General features: G+C 67.1%; 16 protein-coding genes. 3 read left to right on the plus strand and 13 right to left on the minus strand.

Features of this window, described 5'->3' with window-relative positions; all coding sequences use genetic code 11:
* Positions 1–5: 5 nt before the first annotated feature.
* The 7 genes from ACQCSX_RS15995 to ACQCSX_RS16025 all read right to left on the minus strand — a co-directional run bounded on the left by ACQCSX_RS15995 (position 6) and on the right by ACQCSX_RS16025 (position 7,138).
* Positions 6–1,127, minus strand: coding sequence for a Gfo/Idh/MocA family protein (locus ACQCSX_RS15995; RefSeq protein WP_427016252.1), 1,122 nt, complete (start codon positions 1,125–1,127; stop codon positions 6–8).
* Positions 1,124–1,876, minus strand: coding sequence for a sugar phosphate isomerase/epimerase family protein (locus ACQCSX_RS16000; RefSeq protein WP_427016253.1), 753 nt, complete (start codon positions 1,874–1,876; stop codon positions 1,124–1,126). Before ACQCSX_RS16000 ends, ACQCSX_RS15995 begins: the two co-directional genes overlap by 4 nt.
* A 78-nt stretch (positions 1,877–1,954) precedes the next feature.
* Entirely contained in the window at positions 1,955–2,848 is an 894-nt protein-coding gene (locus ACQCSX_RS16005) for a carbohydrate ABC transporter permease (RefSeq protein ID WP_427016254.1), read from the minus strand.
* Entirely contained in the window at positions 2,848–3,813 is a 966-nt protein-coding gene (locus tag ACQCSX_RS16010) for a carbohydrate ABC transporter permease (protein ID WP_427016255.1), read from the minus strand. The genes ACQCSX_RS16005 and ACQCSX_RS16010 overlap by 1 nt, the downstream gene beginning before the upstream one ends.
* 12 nt (positions 3,814–3,825) lie before the next feature.
* Entirely contained in the window at positions 3,826–5,148 is a 1,323-nt protein-coding gene (locus ACQCSX_RS16015; protein ID WP_427016256.1) for an ABC transporter substrate-binding protein, read from the minus strand.
* A gap of 110 nt (positions 5,149–5,258) precedes the next feature.
* Entirely contained in the window at positions 5,259–6,059 is an 801-nt protein-coding gene (locus ACQCSX_RS16020; protein ID WP_427016257.1) for a hypothetical protein, read from the minus strand.
* Positions 6,056–7,138: a Gfo/Idh/MocA family protein gene (locus ACQCSX_RS16025; RefSeq protein WP_427016258.1), complete on the minus strand. Its 1,083-nt coding sequence runs from the start codon at positions 7,136–7,138 to the stop codon at positions 6,056–6,058. The genes ACQCSX_RS16020 and ACQCSX_RS16025 overlap by 4 nt, the downstream gene beginning before the upstream one ends.
* A 181-nt stretch (positions 7,139–7,319) precedes the next feature.
* On the opposite strand from ACQCSX_RS16025, the gene ACQCSX_RS16030 reads away from it, so the two are divergent.
* Complete coding sequence (locus ACQCSX_RS16030) at positions 7,320–8,531, plus strand: ROK family transcriptional regulator (RefSeq protein WP_427016259.1); 1,212 nt, start codon at positions 7,320–7,322, stop codon at positions 8,529–8,531.
* 75 nt (positions 8,532–8,606) lie between these two features.
* On the opposite strand, the gene ACQCSX_RS16035 is transcribed toward ACQCSX_RS16030, so the two are convergent.
* The 3 genes from ACQCSX_RS16035 to aceA all read right to left on the minus strand — a co-directional run bounded on the left by ACQCSX_RS16035 (position 8,607) and on the right by aceA (position 12,611).
* Positions 8,607–9,317: a DsbA family oxidoreductase gene (locus ACQCSX_RS16035; protein ID WP_427016260.1), complete on the minus strand. Its 711-nt coding sequence runs from the start codon at positions 9,315–9,317 to the stop codon at positions 8,607–8,609.
* A gap of 202 nt (positions 9,318–9,519) precedes the next feature.
* Complete coding sequence (gene aceB / locus ACQCSX_RS16040; RefSeq protein ID WP_427016261.1) at positions 9,520–11,196, minus strand: malate synthase A; 1,677 nt, start codon at positions 11,194–11,196, stop codon at positions 9,520–9,522.
* Positions 11,197–11,288: 92 nt separating this feature from the next.
* Positions 11,289–12,611 carry an isocitrate lyase gene (gene aceA, locus ACQCSX_RS16045; RefSeq protein ID WP_427016262.1) on the minus strand — a complete coding sequence of 441 codons (1,323 nt, stop codon included), beginning with the start codon at positions 12,609–12,611 and terminating at the stop codon, positions 11,289–11,291.
* A gap of 158 nt (positions 12,612–12,769) precedes the next feature.
* On the opposite strand from aceA, the gene ACQCSX_RS16050 reads away from it, so the two are divergent.
* Complete coding sequence (locus ACQCSX_RS16050; protein ID WP_427016263.1) at positions 12,770–14,266, plus strand: helix-turn-helix domain-containing protein; 1,497 nt, start codon at positions 12,770–12,772, stop codon at positions 14,264–14,266.
* 56 nt (positions 14,267–14,322) lie between these two features.
* On the opposite strand, the gene ACQCSX_RS16055 is transcribed toward ACQCSX_RS16050, so the two are convergent.
* Both ACQCSX_RS16055 and ACQCSX_RS16060 read right to left on the minus strand, forming a co-directional pair.
* A complete protein-coding gene (locus ACQCSX_RS16055) occupies positions 14,323–14,835 on the minus strand; it encodes a DEAD/DEAH box helicase (RefSeq protein ID WP_427016264.1) in 513 nt (170 codons plus the stop codon).
* A gap of 42 nt (positions 14,836–14,877) precedes the next feature.
* On the minus strand, positions 14,878–17,664 hold the full coding sequence (locus tag ACQCSX_RS16060) for an SNF2-related protein (RefSeq protein WP_427016265.1): 2,787 nt from the start codon (positions 17,662–17,664) through the stop codon (positions 14,878–14,880).
* 134 nt (positions 17,665–17,798) lie between these two features.
* Here ACQCSX_RS16060 and ACQCSX_RS16065 point away from each other — a divergent pair, with 134 nt between their 5' ends.
* Positions 17,799–18,296: a CGNR zinc finger domain-containing protein gene (locus ACQCSX_RS16065; protein WP_427016266.1), complete on the plus strand. Its 498-nt coding sequence runs from the start codon at positions 17,799–17,801 to the stop codon at positions 18,294–18,296.
* Here the strand turns inward: ACQCSX_RS16065 and ACQCSX_RS16070 are convergent.
* On the minus strand, positions 18,290–20,068 hold the full coding sequence (locus ACQCSX_RS16070; protein WP_427016267.1) for a plasmid pRiA4b ORF-3 family protein: 1,779 nt from the start codon (positions 20,066–20,068) through the stop codon (positions 18,290–18,292). The genes ACQCSX_RS16065 and ACQCSX_RS16070 overlap by 7 nt on opposite strands.
* Positions 20,069–20,149: the final 81 nt, after the last annotated feature.

The following is a 20,149-nucleotide window of genomic DNA, read 5'->3' on the forward strand; positions in this document are numbered from 1 at the left end:
GCGTCCTAGAGGGTAGAGGCTGCCGGGTCCCAGTCCTCGGGGAGGGCGGGGGAAACGGTTGCGGTGCTGTCGACGGTGATGAACGTGCCGGTGTCGATGGATTCGGAGATCGAGACCATGGCGTCCAGGACATGGTAGGCAAGCTGGCCCTGCGCGCGGTGCGGGACGCCGGCCCGGAGGGAGCGGGCCATGTCCAGCACGCCCATGCCGCGCCCGTTGGCCGGACCGGTGGCCGGGATGAGAGTCCACTCCTCGTCGCCGGCCCGCCAGAGGCGGAGGTCGCCGTCGAAATAGTTCGGGTCCGGCAGCGAGAGGGTGGCCTCGGTGCCGGTGATCTCGACAAACCCCATCTCCAAGCGGGGGGATTCGAAGCTGTAGACGCTGTGCGAGGAGGCACCGGACTCAAACTCGGCGATGGCGCTGACGTGCGTGGGGACCTCGACGTCGAACTCCTCCCCGGCCTTGGGGCCGGAGCCGACCACCCGGGTGGCGCGCGACGCCGAGCCGACGGCGGCCACACGGGCAATGGGGCCGAAGGACTGGATGAGGGCCGTCAGGTAGTACGGCGCCATGTCGAAGAGCGGACCGGCTCCCTTTTGGAAGAGGAACGCCGGGTTCGGGTGCCAGGACTCCGGGCCGGGCGTCTGGAACACCGTGCGAGCCGTGAGCGGGGTGCCGATGGCGCCGGATTCGATGAGCCGGCGGGCGGTCTGCAGCCCGGCACCCAGGAAGGTGTCGGGTGCACAGCCCAGCCGGACGCCGGCGGCGTCGGCCGCCTTGAGCAGGCCCAGCCCGCTTTCGCGGTCCAGCGAGAACGGCTTCTCGCTCCAGACGTGCTTGCCGGCGTTGACGGCGGCGGTGGCCACCTCCACGTGGGCCGCGGGGATGGTCAGGTTGACGATGATCTCGACGTCGGGGTGGTTCAGCGCGGCGTCAACCCCACCGGAGGCGGGGATGCCGTACTCGGCCGCGCGGGCGGCGGCGGCGTCCTCGAAGAGGTCCGCGATGACGTGGACCTTCAGGTCCGGGAACGTCGTGAGGTTGTCCAGGTACTGCTTGGAGATGTTTCCCGCGCCGATGACGGCGACGCCGACCGGGCCCCGGCCCGTGGCTGCTGCGGCGCTCATGGCTGTGCTCCGGCGGTGGCGGTGGCGGTCTGCAGGTAGGCCAGGCTGGCGGCGATGCCCTCGAAGATGTCCCCGGCGTAGTCGTCGAACTCGACCACGCCCACCTCGAGCGAGGTTGCGGCGGCGATGACGTCGAAGACGGGGATGCTGCCTTGGCCGGCCGGCTGCTGGGCCTTGGTGTCGGTATTGATGGGGCCGTCCTTGATGTGGATGAACTTCACGCGCTCGCCCAGCCGGGCGAGCAGCTCGACGGGGTTCTGGCCGCCGACGGCGGCCCAGTAGGTGTCAACCTCCAGGACGAGCTCCGGGTCCAGCAGGGACTCGAAGTACTCCAGCGCTGTGGTGCCCTCGATGGTGGCCTCCAGCTCCCAGGCATGGTTGTGGTAACCGACGCGGATGCCGTATTCGGCGCCCTTCTTGGCGGCGGCGTTGAGCTTGGCGGCGGTGGAGGCGATGTCCTGGGCGTTCTGCCAGTGCTCGGCCGGCAGGTAGGGGTCGATGACGGTCTTGATGCCCAGATTTTTGGCTGCGGCGAAGATTTCGTCCTGGTCCTGGCTCAGCAGCGGTGCATGGCCGGAGGGGGCGGTCAGGCCGTTCTCCTTCAGGGCGGCGCCCAGTTCGGCGGCGGTGGCCACAAAGTTGTACGGCTCAACCTGGGTGAAGCCGATCTCGGCCACCTTGGCGATGGTGCCGGCCAGATCCTCCGAGATGGCGTTGCGCAGGGTGTAGAGCTGGATCGAATACGTCATGGGTTTTCTCCTTTGAATGCCGATTGAAACTGAATTCGGGTGGAACGTTGGGTTGTTGAACGTGGGGGAAGGGATGTGTCAGCGGCCGGCGAGCGATCCGCCGATGCCGCCGACGCTGAAGTACTTGTTGAGGCCGGCGAAGACGACGATGGGCGGGAGCATCATGACCACGGCCAGGGCCATGACGGAGGTCCAGTCCGTTTGGTTCTGCTGGAAGAAGGATTGCACGCCCATGGGCAGGGTGAAGATTTCCGAGGAGCGCAGGAACACGATGGCCACCAGGTAGTCGTTCCAGGCCAGCAGGAAGGCGAAGATCGCGGTGGAGAGGATGCCTGGAAGGGAGTTGCGGAGCACCACCTTGGTGAAGCTGCCGAAGACGGAGCAGCCGTCGATCCAGGATGCTTCTTCCAGGCTGATGGGGATGGAATCGAAGTAGGCGGCCATCATCCAGGTGGCCACGGTCATGGTCGAGCCGACGTAGATGATGGTCAGGCCCATGAGGTTGTCCACGAGCCCCAGGCCGGCGAACAGGATGAACAGCGGCACCACCGAGGTGATGATGGGCAGCGACTGCATGACGAACAAGAGCAGGGAGTAGCCCGAGACCGCCTTGCTGCGGCCGCGGGAGAGGACATAGCCGGCAGGGGCGGCCACGGCGACGGACACGACCACCGTGCTGAGGGTGGTGATGAGGCTGTTGGACAGCCAAGTGGATGCAAGGGTCTGGGAGAAGACGTTGCCGAAGTTCTCCAGGGTGAAGCCCGTGGCCGTGCTGGTGGGGCTGGGAGTAAATGCGAGCACCACGGTGACCGTGATGGGCACGAGCACGACGGCGGTGATGGCCAGGATCAGGGTGAAGCGCCACCAGCGGCCGCGCAGGCCCGCATCCGAGAGGGCGCGGTTCTGCTTGCCGGTGCCGGCGACTCCGAGCGCGGGGCCGGACTGGGCGTGGGTGTGAAGTGCTGCACTCATTATTCGACGCTCGACTTTCGGATCTGGCGGTACAGGAGGACCGACACGACAACCAATGTGATGGTCATGAGGAAGGCGATCGCGACGCCCGGCCCGGTCTGGAAGTCCTGGAAGACGGTCCGGTACGCCAGTACCACGAGGGAGGTGGTGGCATCCACGGGTCCGCCGCCGGTGAGCAGGTAAATGGTGGGGAAGTCGTTCACGCAGAAGATCGTCATGAGGATCCAGCTGATGTAGGTGGAGCGCGCGGTCAGCGGAAGCGTGATCTGGCTGAACTGCTGCCAGCGGCTGGCGCCGTCCATGCTGGCGGCTTCATAGACGGTGCCGTCCACGGAGGCCAGGGCGGCGGAGGTCATCATCATCATGAACGGGAAGCTGACCCACACCTTGAACACCATGACGGTGACGGCCGCGAGCGTCGGGTCCGCCAGGAAGAGCGGTGTGCCCAGGCCGAGGTTGCGGAAGAGGGACGGGATGAGGCTGTCGGGCGTGCCCACCAGCCAGTTCCAGGCGGTGGAGGACACCACGATCGGCACCACCCAGGGCAGCAGCAGGAGGACCTTGAAGAGTCCGCCGGCGGGAATCTTGGTGCGCAGCAGCAGGGCCAGGCCAAGGCCAACAGCCCAGGATCCGAAGACGCCGACGATCGTGAACAGCAGCGTGAAGCGGGCCGCCTTCCAGAAGGCTTCGGAGGCCACGACGGAGGCGAAGTTGTCCACTCCGACGAAGTTCCCGGTCTCGATGAGGGAGCCGTCATGGGTGGCCTGGACGCCGGCGTAGATGAGCGGGTAGCCGTTGATCAGGATGAGCAGGACGATCGAGGGCAGCAGGAGCCAGAAGAACGTTCGTCGGGTCTGTGCACTGAGTTTGCTCTTGCGGTTGGCGGGGTTGGGCTTGCCGGGGCCGCCGGGGGCAACGCCCCGCCGGGCCCGGCTCAGGCCGGTCTGTGTTGTGGTCAGTGCCATCGAAGGATCCGCTTACTTCTTCATCGTGGATTCGAGGCCCGACTTGAACGCCTGCAGCGCGGACTTGGCGTCGGTCTTGCCGGTGAGGATGGTCTGGGTGAACTGGTTGATGGCCTGGCCACCGTCAAGGACGGCGAGGCCGGCATTGAGGGTGCTGCCCTGCGCCGCGAAGGTCTTGGCGATCGGCTGCCATTCCTTGACGATCTTGACGTTGTTGGGATCGGAGGTGAACTCGGGCAGCTCGGTGATGGACTTGAACACCGGCAGCGCATTCATCAGCTTCTGCTGCCACAGGTCCTTCAGCTGCCCCATGTAGGCGACCAGGAAGGCCTCGGAGGACTCCTGCGACGGGGTGTTCTTGTACATCATGATGTTGTTCGGGAACACAATCGTGGCCTTGTCGCCGTGGGGGCCCGCGAGCGGGCTGGCGACGAGGAGCTCGCCCGTCGTATCCCCGATGCGCGCCGGAAGGCCTGCGACGGTGAGGCCGTACGCCGCCTTTTTGTCCTTCCACTGTGCGTTGAGGTTGTCGCCCGTGTAGCTCACTGCGGCCGGGTCGATGATCCCGTTGGACACCAATTCGAGCAGGAACTCGACGGCTTCAACGTTGCGATCGTTCATCACGTCGAGTTCACCGTCCTTGGTGAACACCCCGCCGCCGTTGTTGACCATCATCATGATTGCCGCGTGGTTGCCCAGGAAATTGCCCGCGCCCGCACCCGTTGCAAAGCCGACGGCGCCGATGGTCTTCAGCGCCTTGCCCGCCTCAAGCAGCGAGGACCAGTCCGTGGGGACGTCGACGCCGGCCTGCTCGAAGAGCGACTTTCGGTACCACATCACGCGCATGTCCAGCTGCCACGGAATGGCAACGTAGCCCTTGTCGGTCTTGAACGGTTCGAGGACGCCCGGCAGGAAGTCGTCGAACATGCCGTTCTTCTTGAACTCGTCGACCACCTTGTCGGCGTAGGCGATTTGCCCCTGCTGTTCGAACTGGAAGGCCTGGAAGCCGCCGCCCGTGCTGACGGCAGGGCCGGTCTTGGAGGCGATGGCCGAGGAAAACGTCTGGTAGAAGTTGTTCCACTGGATGGTCTGGTAGCTGGCCTTGAGGTTGCTGCCGGTGGGTGCGTAGCTTTCAGCAATCTTCTTGGCGGCGTCGTTGTAGGCCGGTGCGGCCCACGGCATGTCCCAGAACTTGACGGCGCTGCCGCCGGCGCCGGCGGAGGCAGAGCCGCCGCCGCAGGCGGCCAGCAGGGGAACGGTGGCGGCCGCAGCGGCCAGCCCGAGGAAGCCGCGCCGGGAGAAGCCGGGGGTTGCGGCGGAAAGGGTGGAGGTCATTGCAATTCCTTTCAGGAACCGGCGGGCGCCCAGGGCGCCGGGCCGGTGTCTAGCTCGACAGTGAGTTGTAGAACAAAAGAGAGGTGCAGAACTTCGTGGATGGAAACGGGTTAGTGCCGGCGGAGCCGGATGAGTGCGGAGGCGAGGCGGTTGAAATCCGCCAGATCGGGAGTCGGGGCCGCTGCCTCCACGGCACCGGCCAGGCGGCGCCAGCTGGTGCGGTGGGCCGATTCAAAGATCGTGGGCAGCGTGGTGGCGCCGGAGGCGGTGGTCACGGTGGCCTCGGCCGGACGCGCGGTGTCCGGATCGGGCACCGCGATCTTGACGCCGCCGTCGGCCGTGAGCAGGTCCAGGCGGACACCGCCGGGCAGTGCCCGGGTGAGGATGCCCTGCAGCGACACCGGCGCCCCGTTGGGCAGCCGGCCGGCCACGGTGTAGCTGCGGGGGCCGCGCGCGATGATGCGCAGCTCCTGGACGTCGCCGGTGATGCGGAAGAGAAGGGCCAGATGCTCCCCGAGGAGCAGTTCCGGATCGGTGTGCGGCGGGGCGACGGCGACGGAGTCCAGCAGGGCTGCCTCGCCGGCAACTTCCAGCGCCGCTGCGGCGGCGTTGTCCACTGCGGCGTTGGACGCCCAGCGGTGGTCAAGGACCACGGAGACGCCCGCGGTTTCCGCGGCGGAGGCGAGGGCTGCGGTGTCTTCGGGGGCGGGCTCGACCACCACCAGGCCCCGGGCCCCGCCGGCGATGGCGGTGAGGGCCTCAGTGGTCCAGCCGGGCCGGCCGGAAATGGCGCGGATGTCGGCGTCGGCGCCACCGGGCACCAGGGAGACGGGCAGGGAGGCGAGAATGGAGCCGACGGCGCAGGTGGCCTCCGCCGTCGGGCTGGCATTGACGCTCAGCAGCGGGCTCATGCGTGCACCTTCTCGGGAAGTGCGGCGGCGGCCGTGGCCGCGGCGGCGGTTCCGTCCGCGATGTCCAGGGCAAAGGTGAGGTCGTTGATCAGGGCTTCGGCCGAGGGGACCTCCCCGGTGCCGTTGGCCAGCTCGGCCAGTTTGTGCCACTCGCCCTCGTAGCCGTTGTGGCCGTAGGGCCCGTAGACGGTGGTGGCGCCGCCGCGGGTGATCCGGGCCGTGGCGGAACCGGCCTGGACATAGGAGGGGCTGAACTCAATGTGCAGGGCGGCGTCGTCGCCGATGGCCTCGAAGACCCACTCGGGCTGCCATGTCCGAGTCATTGCGGCCCGCAGTTCGATGCTGCGGTCCCCGGCTTTCAGCGAGATGGTGTAGCCGAAGGGCTGGACGATCTCGGCATGGCGGACCTCGACGTCGTCGAACGCGGGCAGGAACCGCCGCACCAGCGGGAGGTCATGGATGGCCAGGCCCATCACGCCGCCGCGCAGCATCCCCTTGACCACCTCGAGGTCCGAGTAGTCGGGCGATCCTGCGGCCGGGCGGGTGAGGATCTGAGTGGCGAAGTCCTCGAACCGGCTGTTCGGCGGGAGCACGATGGAGGATCGGATGGTGTGCGCGGTGCTGGGCAAATCGCCCCAGGCGTTCTCCGCTGCCAGCCAGCCCGGGTCAAAGGTGTGCATGGCGCCGACGAGAATCGGAACGCCGGTCTTCGCGGAGACTTTGGCGATCCGGGAGGCTTGCTGGGCGTCCAGAGCGAACGGCTTTTCGCACAGGACGGCCTTCTTTCCGGCTAGGCAGCTGGCGATCACCTGCTCGGCGTGGAACTGGTGCGGGCTGCAGATGGCAATGACGTCGACGGCGGGGTCGGCCAGCAGGGCGTCCATGCTGGAGGAGGAGGCAGCACCCACACGGGCGGCCACGGATTCGGCGACGGCGGGGTCAACGTCCATGATGTGGCGGACCTCGAGGAGCCCGCTGAGCCGGGCCAGGGCCGGCAGGTGGATGGCCTGTGTGACAGGCCCGGCACCGAGGATGCCTACACCCAGGGGCTTGGCTGGCGGCAAGTGATTGTTGGACAACGTGCAACTACCTCTTCTCATCGTTGAGCGCTTCTCGGCCGGGGAGGGGATTCCGTGGGAGTGATGCGGCTCACAACTCAAGGTAATGACACTTATGTCGAACGTCAAGCAAAAGTTGAAAGAAGGTCGACAACCTTTTTCTGGCGTGACACGCATAACCATTCGTGCTATCACTGGATGCATGACCCAAGGCACCGGACATGGAACCTCCTCCCAGGACAGCACTGGCACTTTTGCCCGCGCCGGCGAATTGTTCCAGCTGCTCCGCGACGGCAAGGCCCGGACCCGGGCGGAGCTGGCCCTGAACACAGGGCTGGCGCGGTCAACGGTGGCGGCGCGGATCGACTCCCTGATGCTCTCGGGGCTGGTGGGACCGGCCGGCGAGGCCACCTCCAGCGGCGGACGGCCGCCGTCGAGGTTTGCCTTCAACCCCGCCGCACGGGTGGTCCTGGCCGTCGACATCGGCGCCACGCACTTGAGCGTTGCCCTGACGGACCTGAACGGCACGGTGCTGGGCCAGCGGCGGGTGGCGCAGGAGGTTGCAGCGGGGCCGGAGGTGGTGCTGCGCCGGGTGGTGGAACAGGGCCAGGAGCTGCTGGCCGGCAGCGGCCGCGAACCCGGCGATCTGGCGGGCATCGGCATCGGTGTCCCGGGGCCGGTGGAACACGCCACGGGAACCCCGGTCAAGCCTCCGATCATGCCCGGCTGGGACGGCTACAACGTGGTCGCATACATGCAGCGCTGGCAGCCCGTCCCCGTCCTGGTGGACAACGACGTCAACATCATGGCGCTGGGCGAGCGCACCGCGCACTGGCCCGAACACCGTAACTTTCTCTTCATAAAAGTCGCCACAGGCATTGGCGCGGGGATCATCAGCAGCGGCGAACTCCAGCGCGGTGCCAACGGCACGGCCGGGGACCTGGGCCACGTCCGCGTTCCCCGCGGCGACGACGTGCTGTGCCGGTGCGGCAACTACGGCTGCCTCGAAGCCCTGGCCTCCGCCCCGGCGATTGCCCACGGGCTCGCCGCCGTCGGAGTTCACGCGGAGAACAGCGCGGACATTCTGCGGCTGGTGGCGGAGGGCAATGTGGAAGCCATCCAGGCACTGCGGCAGGCCGGGCGTGACCTGGGCACGGTGCTGGCCACCTGCGTGAACCTGCTCAATCCCTCGATGATCGTCATCGGCGGCAGCCTTGGCCAGGGCGGCGAGCACCTCATGGCCGGTGTGCGCGAAATCGTCTACCAGCGCTCGCTGCCGCTGGCCACGTCCCATCTGCGCATCGGCCTGTCCAAGGCCGGGGACCAGGCGGCCATCCTGGGCGCCAGTCAGATGGTCACCCAGCATGTGCTCTCCTCCGAACTCATCGAAGCAACCCTCCAAGCCACGGTTTAACGAAAACTGTCCCGCACTTATCGCCCGCTTGAGGGCTCAAGCGGGCGATAAGTGCGGGACAGTTTGGCGGGAGAGCTAGAGGGCGCAGCCGTCCGGGCCGCAGGATTCGCCACCGTTGGACCCATCGCCGGCGCCCATCAGCGTCAGCGGGTTGGCCTCGGCCCAGGCCTCGTTCAGTGCTTGGCTGAAGAGCTCGGCCGGCTGGGCGCCGGAGATGCCGTACTTGCGGTCGATCACGAAGAACGGGACGCCGCTGACGCCCAGGGACTGGCCCTCGGCAAAGTCGGCGCGGACGTCGTCGGCGTACTTGTCCGTGTCCAGGGCTGCGTTGATCTCGGTGGCGTCCAGGCCGGCGGAGACACCGGTGCGGACCAGGTAGTCGCGGCTGCCGATGTTCTCGCCCTGCTCGAAGTGGCCCGACAGCAGGGCCTCCTTGACGGCGTCGCCCTTGCCATGGGCCTTGGCCAGGTGCAGGAGCTGGTGGGCATTGAAGCTGTTGGCCACCACCAGGTCGTCAAACTTGTAGTCCAGGCCCTCGCCCGCGGCGGCGTCGGCCACGTGGCCCATCATGGAGCGCACCTGGGCCGGATCCATGCCCTTGCGCTCGGCCAGGTACTCGACCTCGCTGCCGTGGAAGTGCTCGGGGATGCTGGGATCGAGCTGGAAGCTCTTCCACGCCACCTCGACGGCATCCTTGTGTGCGAACTCGTTCAGGGCGGACTCAAACCGGCGCTTGCCGATGTAGCACCAGGGGCAGGCCACGTCGGACCAGATCTCAATCTTCATACTTGCGCCAACACCGCACCCGCGGCCCGTATTCCGCCGCAGGGGGCGGGGTGGCGGAGCGCACAGGAAAATGGCTGGCCCTCCCGCCCCGGATTTCGGGGGTGCTGTGGCATGCACGTGGGTGGGCCAGCCAATCGTTCCTGCGCCGGGTCTCGACCAGGTCGACCAGCGGTCTCGACGAGCTCGACCAGCGGTGGTGCAGCTACGCGGCGGCGCCGGCCAGTTCGCGCCGGGCGCCGGTCTCCTCGTCGCGGTCGGTCGATTCGCGCAGGAACCGGGCGTAGGCCGGGATCGTGAGGAAGGCCGGGAACACCGTGCCCAAGGCCACCTCCTCGAAGATCTCCCGGGCGTCGTCGAACCTGTCCTCGTCAAAGCGCGGCATCTTGGCGAACTCCTCCTCGACCAGCTCGGCCACCGACTCGGCGGTGACCAGTTCGCCGTCGTCCGTGATGGCCTGGGCATAGATCCACTGCCAGATCTGCGAGCGGGAGATCTCCGCGGTGGCGGCGTCCTCCATCAGGTTGTTCAGCGCGACGGCGCCGTGGCCGCGGAGCCAGGACTCGATGTACTGGATGCCCACCCAGATGTTGGAGCGGATGCCGGCCTCGGTGATCAGCCCCTCGGTGGCGGCAATGTCCAGCAGCGCGCGGTCATCCGGAACCACGTCCTCGCGCAGCCGTTCCAGCTGGTTGGGGCGCTCGCCGAGGGTGGCGTTGAAGACCTCCATGGCGACCGGGACCAGGTCCGGGTGGGCTACCCAGGAGCCGTCAAAGCCGTCGTTGGCCTCGCGGGTCTTGTCTGCACGCACCTTCTCCATGGCAATGGCGTTGACCTCCGGATCGCGGCGGCTGGGGATGAACGCCGCCATGCCGCCGATGGCCATGGCACCGCGGCGGTGGCAGGCACGAACCAGCTGCTCGGTGTAGGCGCGCATGAATGGTGCCGTCATGGTGATCTGGTTGCGGTCCGGGAGCACAAAGCGCGGGCCACGGGTGCGGAAGTTCTTGATCACGGAGAACAGGTAGTCCCAGCGGCCGGCGTTCAGGCCCGCGGCGTGGTCGCGCAGCTCGTAGAGGATCTCCTCCATCTCGAACGCGGCGGTGATGGTCTCGATCAGCACCGTGGCGCGGATGGTGCCCTGCGGGATGCCCAGCAGGTCCTGGGCCAGGATGAAGATGTCGTTCCAGAGGCGGGCCTCCAGGTGGTTTTCGATCTTCGGCAGGTAGAAGTACGGCCCCTTGCCCTGGGCGAGCAGGCGCCGGGCGTTGTGGAAGAAGTACAGGCCAAAGTCCACGATGCCGCCGGCCATCGGCTTGCCGTTGACCAGCAGGTGCTTCTCCGGCAGGTGCCAGCCGCGGGGCCGGACCACGATGGTGGGCAGGTCAGCGGCCGCGCGGAGGCGGTATTCCTTGCCCTCCGGGGTGGTGAAATCGATCCGGCGCTCCAGGGCGTCGACCAGGTTGAGCTGGCCGCGGATGACATTGCCCCAGGTGGGGGTGGAGGAATCCTCCATATCCGCCAGCCACACCTTGGCGCCGGAGTTGAGGGCATTGATGGCCATCTTGCGGTCCACCGGGCCGGTGATCTCCACGCGGCGGTCCTCCAACCCCGGGGCCGGCGGGGCGACCCGCCAGTTCGGGTCCTCGCGGATGGGAGAGGTTTCGCGCAGGAAGCGGGGGTCGGAGCCGCTGGCGATCTGCTGGCGGCTGGCCTGGCGGTGCTGCAGGAGTTCCTGGCGCCGGTTTTCCGTGGCGCGGTGAAGGGCGGCGATGAAGTCCAGCGCCTCCGGGGTTAGGATCTCGTCCTGGCGGTGGATGGGCGTGGAGGTCAGCGTGATGCCGTTGAAGGTGAAGCCATTGAGGCTGTTGGTCGAGTTCATGGGAGCGTCTCCAAGTCTGGTCAACTGTGTAACAGTAGATGTCCCTAAAACCGTGTTTGGGAGCATCTACTGTTACTCAGTTGAGAAAGTTGTTAGTGGAACTGCTGGGCTTCGGTGGAACCAGCCAATGCGAGGGTGCCGCTGTTCGGGTTCAGGGCTGTCGCCACCAAGTCGAAGTAGCCTGTGCCCACTTCGCGCTGGTGCTTGGTTGCGGTGTAGCCGCGGTTTTCGGAGCCAAATTCGCGCTCCTGCAGTTCGACGTAGGCGCTCATGCCGTTGCGGGCGTAACCATGGGCAAGGTCAAACATCGAGTAGTTCAGGGCGTGGAAGCCCGCCAGGGTGATGAACTGGAACTTGAAGCCCATGGCGCCGAGTTCACGCTGGAACTTGGCAATGGTGGCGTCGTCGAGGTGCTTTTTCCAATTGAACGACGGCGAGCAGTTGTAGGCGAGCATCTGGTCCGGGTACTCGCTGCGGATGGCCTCGGAAAACTTCTTGGCCAGCTCCAGGTCCGGGGTGCCGGTCTCCATCCAGATCAGGTCAGCATACGGGGCGTAGGCCAGGCCGCGGGCGATGCAGGGCTCCAGGCCGTTTCGCACGTTGTAGAAGCCCTCGGCCGTGCGCTCGCCGGTGACAAACGGCTTGTCGCGCTCGTCGACGTCGGAGGTGATCAGGGTGGCCGCCTCGGCGTCGGTGCGGGCCACGATCACGGACGGGACGCCGGCGACGTCGGCCGCCAGCCGGGCCGCATTGAGCGTGCGGACGTGCTGCGAGGTCGGGATGAGGACCTTGCCGCCGAGGTGGCCGCACTTCTTTTCGGAGGCCAGCTGGTCCTCCCAGTGCACGCCCGCCGCGCCGGCGGCAATCATGGACTTCATGAGTTCGTAGGCATTCAGCGGACCGCCAAAGCCGGCCTCGGCGTCGGCCACGATCGGCACCAGCCAATCCTCCACGCTCTGCACTCCCTCGGAGAACTCGATCTGGTCCGCACGGAGCAGCGCGTTGTTGATGCGGCGAACCACGGCGGGGACGGAATTGACGGGGTAGAGCGACTGGTCAGGGTAGGTGTTGCCGGAGGTGTTGGCATCGGCGGCAACCTGCCAGCCGGAGAGGTAGATGGCCTTCAGCCCCGCCTTGACCTGCTGCACGGCCTGGTTGCCGGTGAGGGCGCCCAAAGCGTGGGTGTAGTCCTCGGGGCCGGCGTTGCGGAGCTGGTCCCAGAGCTTCTCCGCACCGCGGCGGGCCAGTGTCTGCTCCTCGGTGACCCGGCCGCGCAGCTTGAGGACGTCGGCGGCGGTGTAGTCGCGCTGCGTGCCTTCCCAACGGGGGTTGGCGGACCACTCGAGCTCCAGGGCGGCCATGGCCTCAGCGGTGGCCTGCTTCGGCGTCTGTGCGGGGTCGAATGCTGCAGTCATGGTGGGCTCCTTTGCCATTGTGCCGGTTTGGCGCTGCTCGGTGGTCGAGCCTGTCGAGATCGGCTGTTCTTCGTAAATCCCACTATTCAGGACTTCGCAATGCGCTTTCTAGGGGTAAATGCTGGAAAGAAACGCAGTTCTTCGCGTATGGTCAAGAAATGGAATCTGCTGGATGGAATCTCCCCGGACGCGGCGCGGCGGCCGGCACCAACACCCGCAACGACGGCGGCCTGGACGTCATCAGCCTGGGCCGGCGCGTGCGCCACCTGCGCAAGGCGGCAGGGCTGACGCTGGACGGTCTGGGGGCCGCCGTCGGCACAGCCCCAAGCCAGCTCTCGCTCATCGAAAACGGCAAGCGCGAGCCCAAACTGGGCATGCTGCAGAACCTGGCCAAGGCCTTCGGCGTGACCATCGATGCGCTGCTCGGGGACGAGCCGCCCAGCCGCCGGGCCGCGCTGGAAATCGAGCTGGAGCGGGCCCAGCGCGGGCCGCTCTACCAGTCGCTGGGACTGCCCAAAGTCCGCGTCAGCTCGCGGCTTTCGCTGGAGGTGCTGGAGTCCCTGGTGGGGCTGCAGCATGAGCTCGAACGCCGGCTGGACGAGCAGTCCGCAACCCCCGAGGAGGCGCGCCGGGCCAACACCGAAATCCGCTCCGAAATGCGGGCGCGGAACAACTATTACCCGGACATCGAATCCCAGGCCCAAGACCTGCTCAAGGCGGTGGGCCACAACCGCGGTCCGCTGTCCCACCACGTGGCCGCGGACATCGCCGAACACCTCGGTTTCGACCTGCACTACGTGGGCGATCTGCCGCATTCCACCCGGTCGGTGACGGATTTGAAGAACCGCCGAATTTACCTCACGCACGGCCAGCGGGCGGACCACGACCCCCGTTCGGTGCTGCTGCAGGCCCTGGGGCACTACGTGCTGGGCCACCAGCCCCCGCGCGACTACGCGGATTTCCTCCGCCAGCGGGTCTACACCAACTACTTTGCCGCGGCCCTGCTGATGCCCGAGCATGCCACGGTGGACTTCCTCAAGGAGGCCAAGGCAGCCAAGGAACTGGCCATCGAGGACATCCGCGACGCCTTTGCCGTCTCCTACGAGACAGCCGCGCACCGCTTCACCAACCTGGCCACCGAACACCTGGGCATCACCACGCACTTCCAGAAGGTGCACGAGAGCGGCATCATCCACAAGGCCTATGAGAACGACGGCGTCAACTTCCCCGCCGACCACACCGGCGCCATCGAGGGCCAGCCGGTCTGCCGGCACTGGACCTCACGCGTGGTCTTTGACGTGCCGGACAAGTTCCGTGCGTTCAACCAGTACACGGACACCGCCGTCGGCACGTTTTGGTGCACCGCCCGCACCGAACGCCATTCCTCGGGGGAGTACTCGCTGAGCATCGGCGTGCCATATGCGCACGTCAAGTGGTTCCGCGGCCGGGACACCACCGAGCGGTCCCAGTCCAAGTGCCCGGACGAGTCCTGCTGCCGGCGGCCCCCGGCGGACCTCTCGGCCCTGTGGGCGGGCCATGCCTGGCCCAGCACGCGCGCCAACTCGCACCTGCTGGCCGCCATGCCGCCCGGCGCCTTCCCGGGGGTGGACGAGACCGAGGTCTACAGCTTCCTGCAGGCGCACGCACAACGGTAGCCACGTGCGCCCGCCGTCCCGGTGCCGGCGCACCCGGTGGTGCGGGTGGCGGATCCTCAGCCCTCGAATAGTGAACGTACATCCTCGGCGCTGAGCGCCGAGGAGAACATTGCGCCGTCGTCGAGGACGGCCGAGAAGAGTTTGGCCTTCTTTGCCTTCAGCGCCATGACCTTCTCCTCGATGGTGTCCTTGGCTACCATCCGGTACACCATCACATGGCGGGTCTGGCCGATGCGGTGGGCGCGGTCGACGGCCTGGTTCTCGCTGGCCGGGTTCCACCACGGGTCCAGCAGGAAGCAGTAATCGGCCCGGGTGAGGTTCAGCCCGAATCCGCCGGCCTTCAGGCTGATCAGGAACACCGGCGCGGTGCCATGGGTGAACTTCTCGATCGCCTTGGCCCTCCCCCGGGTTTTGCCGTCCAGATAGGCGTGCTCGATCCCCGCCGCGTCCAACCGCTCAGCGGCCTTGGCCAGGAAGGATGTGAACTGGCTGAAGACCAGGGCCCGGTGCCCCTCGGCGACGACGTCCGCCAGTTGTTCCAAAAGGGCATCGAGTTTGCTCGAGGGCACCCCTGCGTACTGCTCGTCGACCAGCGAGGCGTCCAGGCTCAGCTAGCGGAGCATGGTCAGCGAGCGGAAGATCTGGAACCGGTTCTTGTCCATGTCATCGAGCAGGCCCAGCACCTTCTGGCGTTCGCGTTGCAGGTGGCGCTGGTAGATGGTCCGGTGCTTCGGGGAGAGCGCCAGTTCCAGCACCTGTTCCTGTTTCGGCGGCAGGTCGGCGGCCACGAGTTCCTTGGTGCGGCGCATGATCAGCGGGCGGATGCGGCGGCGCAGCTGGGCCAGCTTGGCGTCGTCGGCGTCCTTCTCGATGGGCTTGCGGTAGTAGTCCTCGAAACGCTGGGCCGAGGGGAACAAGCCCGGGGAGGTGATCGCGAACATGGACCACAATTCCATCAGGTTGTTCTCCATCGGTGTGCCGGTGATGGCCAGCTTGAACGGGGCGGGGAAGGCGCGCGCCTGCTGGCTGGCTTTGGTGGCCGGGTTCTTCACGAACTGTGCCTCGTCGAGCACCAGCCCGGCCCACTCGTGTTCGGCGTAGGCCTCGTGGTCGAGCCGGAACAGCGCGTACGAAAGGACGACGACGTCGACGTCGTCGTGCATGTCGGCCAGGGGAATGCCTGTGCGCTTGAGCGTTTCGGTGACCGCGACGGTCCGCAGGGACGGGGCGAACCGCCGGGACTCGGCTGCCCAGTTCGGCACCACCGAGGTTGGTGCGACAACGAGGAACGGCCGGTGGGCATCCCCGGCGGCCCGGGCACCCTCCCGGGCGTGACAGATCAGGGCCAACGTCTGCAGCGTCTTGCCCAGGCCCATGTCGTCGGCCAGCACCCCGCCGAGGCCATGGCTGTAGAGGAAGGCGAGCCACTGGAAACCCTCGAGCTGGTAGGGGCGGAGCGTGGCATCGAGGTCCTCCGGCAGCCCGGGGCGCGGAATCGAACTGAGGTCCAGCAGGCCGCCGACCGAGCGGCCCCATGACTCGGACTGCTCGGCGGTGCCGGCGAGCTCGACGAAGTCATCCCAGAGCGAGGCCTGGTGGCGGCTGATGCGCAGGCCGTCGGCGTCGCGGTCCTGCAGCGACCGAGCCTCCTCGATGAGCCGCCGCAGCTGCTGGAATTCCGGCTGGTCCAGCGCGAAGAAGTTGCCGTTCTCCATCAGCAGGTAATCTTCGCCGCGCACGAGTGCCAGGAACAGCTGGTTGAAGGGCACCGCCCTGCCGCCGAGGCTGACGCTGACGCCCAGATCGAACCAGTCGGGGGTCTCGGTGTCTGCGGCGGTGACGGTGATGGCTGGGGCGTCGGTGAGCTCCAGGTAGTCCGGGGACTCACCCTGAACATCGACGTCCACCCGTTCCATGGCCGCGAGCAAGGGCAGGGCATCGGTGGTGAAACGGGCTGCGTCCATGCCAACCAGCTGGACGGGATCGGTGCTGCCCGCGAAGGCGCGCAAGGGGTCCGGGAACGACTGGCTCCAGACGGCGGGGAAATGCGCGAGGACCGCCGAGACCTCGCGCAGCAGCCCCGCCTCCGAGCCCTGGTCCCGGTAGCCGTGGCCGTCGTCGAGCAGCACGGTGTTGGTGGGCTGCCCATTGCTGATGTAGTCCCAGCTCCAGGAAAGCTGCAGCGCCGCGGTGCCGGGGTTCCGCCGGGTGCCGGCAATGAGGGCATGCCCGGCGGTGAGCCGCAACCGGGGCGGCAGCTGCCCGGGGACGTCGACCGCGCCATCTTGGGAGGACAACCGGACTCTGCGGGCCAGTTGTGGCAGGTAGTCGGTGGTGAAGCCAGCCCGCCCGTTGCGCGGGATTTCCAATGGCTTACCTCTGCCGAGCAGGCCCAACATCAGGTCGCCGATGGGCTCCGCGGTGGGGGCCAGGTGGATGTTGCGTTCGCGCAGGGGCGTTTCGGCGGAACCGTCCCACCACATCAGGCCGTGGCCCGGGTCGCCGAAGGGATGGATCGTCGCGGATTCCCCGGTCAGATCCCCACCCTGGAGCTGCGGCAGCAGGCGCAGCTTTCCGTTGGCCTCCTGCACATCGATGCCCAGGCTCACCGGCGAGTGGATCGTGACCGTTGACGACGGCCCGGCGGCCCGCAGGACAATGTCGGCGGCTTCGGCCCGGGCCAGCAGTTCCCAGAGCAGCGGGCTGGAGAAATCGTCCATGTAGAGGGTCGGCACGCTGCCGTAGCCGCCGCCGTCATTGAGCGAACGGAAGTCCTGCATCCACCGGTTCTGCGCGTCGCTGAATGACTCGCTCTGCCGCGCGTAGCCGTAGTAATAGGCCCGGTAGTTGGATGAGTGGAAGGTGTCCCAGCGCAAGTTGGCATAGATCCAGCGTCCCTTGGCGTTGAGCATGACAGGCCGGGCGCCGAGCCGGATGCCCGGGGACTTCCGTGACCGGCCCGCATCAACGAGCTCGAGCTGGACCCCGAGCGGGGCGGGGGCTTCCACCGTGCCGGCTTTGGCCAGGATGGTGTCGAGCTGGCGCTGCCACGGGCTCGGGCGCTTGGCCGGCGGCCTGATGTTCAGTATGCCCTTGGACACCGCATTGGAGGCGCACACGAGCGCCACGGCATGCTTGCAATTCATCCCCATGGGGCAGGTGCACAGCGCGGCGACCGGTTCCAAACCGCCGGAACCTGCGGCAAGAACCACCACGGTGCGGTACGTCACTGCACCGGCCCCGCGCACCGTCCCGGTGAGCTCGAGTTGCTGGGGTGCCCACAGGATGTCGCTCACGCGATTCTCCTGCGAGTACTGCAGCCCGAGCGAGTGGGCCACCACGCCGACGAGGGAACGCATCGAGGCGAGGCTGATCTCGGGAGCGGAATCGTGGGCCATTGCACAAGGATACCGAGGCGGGCTGATCGAGGAGTCTAGCGGCCGTCCGACGGCGACGGCGCAAGCATATGGGGTCCTTAAAATATGTAACGCACTCGACTATCAATCGTGCGTTACATATTTATGCTGGTGCCATGACCTCCATCGACGTGCTCATGGCACTTCTGGACACCCGGGCCGTGGATCCGTGGCCGGAACTCTTGTACGAGGTCGGCGATTTGAAGCGGATCGCAGGCCACTCCGCACGCTCCCATCCCACCATTTCCGACCTGCGGCCTGTCCGCCGGTTGCGGGACGAGCTGGCCCCTGCCGTGTTGGGCCGCGATCTTGCTAAGGGACGGCGCATTCTCGACGAGCTCGCCCGAAAGCACGCCATCACGCCCGCGCTTGGCGACGGCGGCGGCCTCCATTTCAGATCCGCGACGGACGGTTTTGCAGGGGAGCTTGCTGCCGTGCTGGTTCTGGCGGCGATGGAGCTGTACGCGACGGGGTTGATTGAACGGGTATGCGAGTGCTCCGCCCCCGGCTGTGTCACGTCTTTTGTGGACAGCAGCCGGAAGCGGAACCGGACGTTCTGTTCCGCCGCATGTGGAACGCGGATGCGCGTGCGGCGGTACCGCGAGCGTCAGTAGCGGAAGGCTTCGAGTTCCTGGTCGACTGCACGGAAATCGAACGCCGCCAGATCCAGCTCCCCGCCCTCATTCAACCCCACCCAGTCGCGGTAGTGTCCATGTTCTTGGTGCCGGGGGTCGTTGGCGGCGCCCACGATGTCCATCCACCCCCATGGGCCGCCGGAGTCCTCCTGCGGGGCCATGCCGCGACCGCCCGTGCAGCGTGGCAGCTCACCGGCGGGTGCCGCGGGCAGGACCTTTTCCAGTGTGATGGTGTGGGCCCAGTTGTCGCCGAAGTCGTAAACGTACTTCAGTTTGCTCTTTTCCAGGGGGAGAACCTCCGTGAGCGCAACGCCGGTCTCGTCAACAGGCGGCTCGCCCCAGTGGTCCTCGTCCGGGTCAAACGGTCCATAGGTGGTTCCGCCCCACTCGGTGTGGCGGAACCGGTGCAGGTGGTAATCCTCCCAGTTGAAGCTGCTTTGGATGATCTCGTGCAGTTCATCCAACCGCAACTCCGCCGGCACCTCGATCCGCCGCCAGATAGGCGGCCTGATGCCATCGAGCTGGATCTTCAGCTGGTACGTGGCCTGAGAGGGGGCGCGCCGGTCCCTGCCGGCGGCAGTTGATGTCGCCAAGTCCACGACATCGGCCATCGCCTGGCGCAGCACGTCCGGAATCACAATCCGCTCGCCCACCGACACCAAGCCGTCCTCGGCCCAGGATTCCAGCTCCCCGCGCAGCAGTGTGGACCAAAGTTCGCCCATGGGTTCCCCCGCCAAGGATGCGAACACATCATCCGTCTGTGGCGGCGAGTCGGATGCCGCTGCAAGGAACAGTGCCATGGCCAGCGGCTGGAACTCGGCATGGAACACCGAGCCGGATTCCCCCATCACGATCTCGAGGTAGAAGTAGGCGGCCAGGACCCTGGCGAGCCGCACGGGCAGGCTGGGGTTGGCCCCGTGGGGATCGGCCAAGGCGGCGATCGTGTCCATGGTGGGCCGAACGCGCGTGGCCGATACAGCGATCAGCCCGACGGCCTCAAGCGCCACCCAATAGTCCATCAGCCCGGGGACGTCGAGCATGGAGTTCACGGTGCGGAGTCCGGACGGATCCTTGCCATCCGCGCCCATTCTCCGGCTGCCGGCGGCCTCGACGCCCACGCACGAGGCCGCCGGCTGGATGTCCTTCAGCCGCAGGACTCCCGTCGTGGTGACCTCTTTGCCGTCCCCGATCCACCCCAGCAGCGCGCGGGCCCGCTGCCAGAAGGGCAGCGCTTCCACGCCCGCCCGGGCCTGTTCGTCCGTCAGCTCGGGAACGACGACGTCGGGCAGGACGTCCTGGGGCGCATCATCCGGTCCCCGCTCGGCCAGGCGGTGGATGTCGTCCAACGCCGCGGGGCCGCCCGTCCACGCGTCCGTATCGATGAGGAAGTGGACGTAGGTGTGCAGGGTCTCCCCGAAGGCAACGCCTGCTTCCGGGCTGAAGTCATCCGCACTGCGCAGGAGATCGGCCACGGCTGCCGGCTCCAGTGCGGTGAGGTCCAGCTCCGTCGCGAAATCGGCGTAGAGGGAGAAGAAGCGTTGCAGCCTCTCCAGCAGGTTCTTGACGTTTTCCCCCGGGCCGTCCTGTTGGGCGGCCCAGCGGGCTAAAGCCGGCACAACCCGGGCAAACGCACGATCGGCACGCACCTCGTCCAAGGACGCCACCGTTGGCGCTCCGTCCCGCAGCGCCGGGTTTCCCGGCCGGTGCTTGCCGGTGTTGGAGTTCTTGGACTTTTTGGGCTGCGTGGCCATGGGGATCCTCACGTTTGTAGGCACCGGGTTCGGCCAATTTTACGGGACTGGCCGTTGCGTTGACGGCGGCGAAAGGCCGCC

The sequence above is a fragment of the Pseudarthrobacter sp. P1 genome (assembly GCF_050156935.1).
Lineage (GTDB): Bacteria > Actinomycetota > Actinomycetes > Actinomycetales > Micrococcaceae > Specibacter.

Coding starts and splice junctions, on each gene's coding strand:
- ACQCSX_RS15995 (WP_427016252.1), bottom strand. CDS start 1,127: ATGAGCGCCGCAGCAGCCACGGGCCGGGGCCCGGTCGGCGTCGCCGTC.
- ACQCSX_RS16000 (WP_427016253.1), bottom strand. CDS start 1,876: ATGACGTATTCGATCCAGCTCTACACCCTGCGCAACGCCATCTCGGAG.
- ACQCSX_RS16005 (WP_427016254.1), bottom strand. CDS start 2,848: ATGAGTGCAGCACTTCACACCCACGCCCAGTCCGGCCCCGCGCTCGGA.
- ACQCSX_RS16010 (WP_427016255.1), bottom strand. CDS start 3,813: ATGGCACTGACCACAACACAGACCGGCCTGAGCCGGGCCCGGCGGGGC.
- ACQCSX_RS16015 (WP_427016256.1), bottom strand. CDS start 5,148: ATGACCTCCACCCTTTCCGCCGCAACCCCCGGCTTCTCCCGGCGCGGC.
- ACQCSX_RS16020 (WP_427016257.1), bottom strand. CDS start 6,059: ATGAGCCCGCTGCTGAGCGTCAATGCCAGCCCGACGGCGGAGGCCACC.
- ACQCSX_RS16030 (WP_427016259.1), top strand. CDS start 7,320: ATGACCCAAGGCACCGGACATGGAACCTCCTCCCAGGACAGCACTGGC.
- ACQCSX_RS16035 (WP_427016260.1), bottom strand. CDS start 9,317: ATGAAGATTGAGATCTGGTCCGACGTGGCCTGCCCCTGGTGCTACATC.
- aceB (WP_427016261.1), bottom strand. CDS start 11,196: ATGAACTCGACCAACAGCCTCAATGGCTTCACCTTCAACGGCATCACG.
- aceA (WP_427016262.1), bottom strand. CDS start 12,611: ATGACTGCAGCATTCGACCCCGCACAGACGCCGAAGCAGGCCACCGCT.
- ACQCSX_RS16050 (WP_427016263.1), top strand. CDS start 12,770: ATGGAATCTGCTGGATGGAATCTCCCCGGACGCGGCGCGGCGGCCGGC.
- ACQCSX_RS16060 (WP_427016265.1), bottom strand. CDS start 17,664: ATGGCCCACGATTCCGCTCCCGAGATCAGCCTCGCCTCGATGCGTTCC.
- ACQCSX_RS16065 (WP_427016266.1), top strand. CDS start 17,799: ATGACCTCCATCGACGTGCTCATGGCACTTCTGGACACCCGGGCCGTG.
- ACQCSX_RS16070 (WP_427016267.1), bottom strand. CDS start 20,068: ATGGCCACGCAGCCCAAAAAGTCCAAGAACTCCAACACCGGCAAGCAC.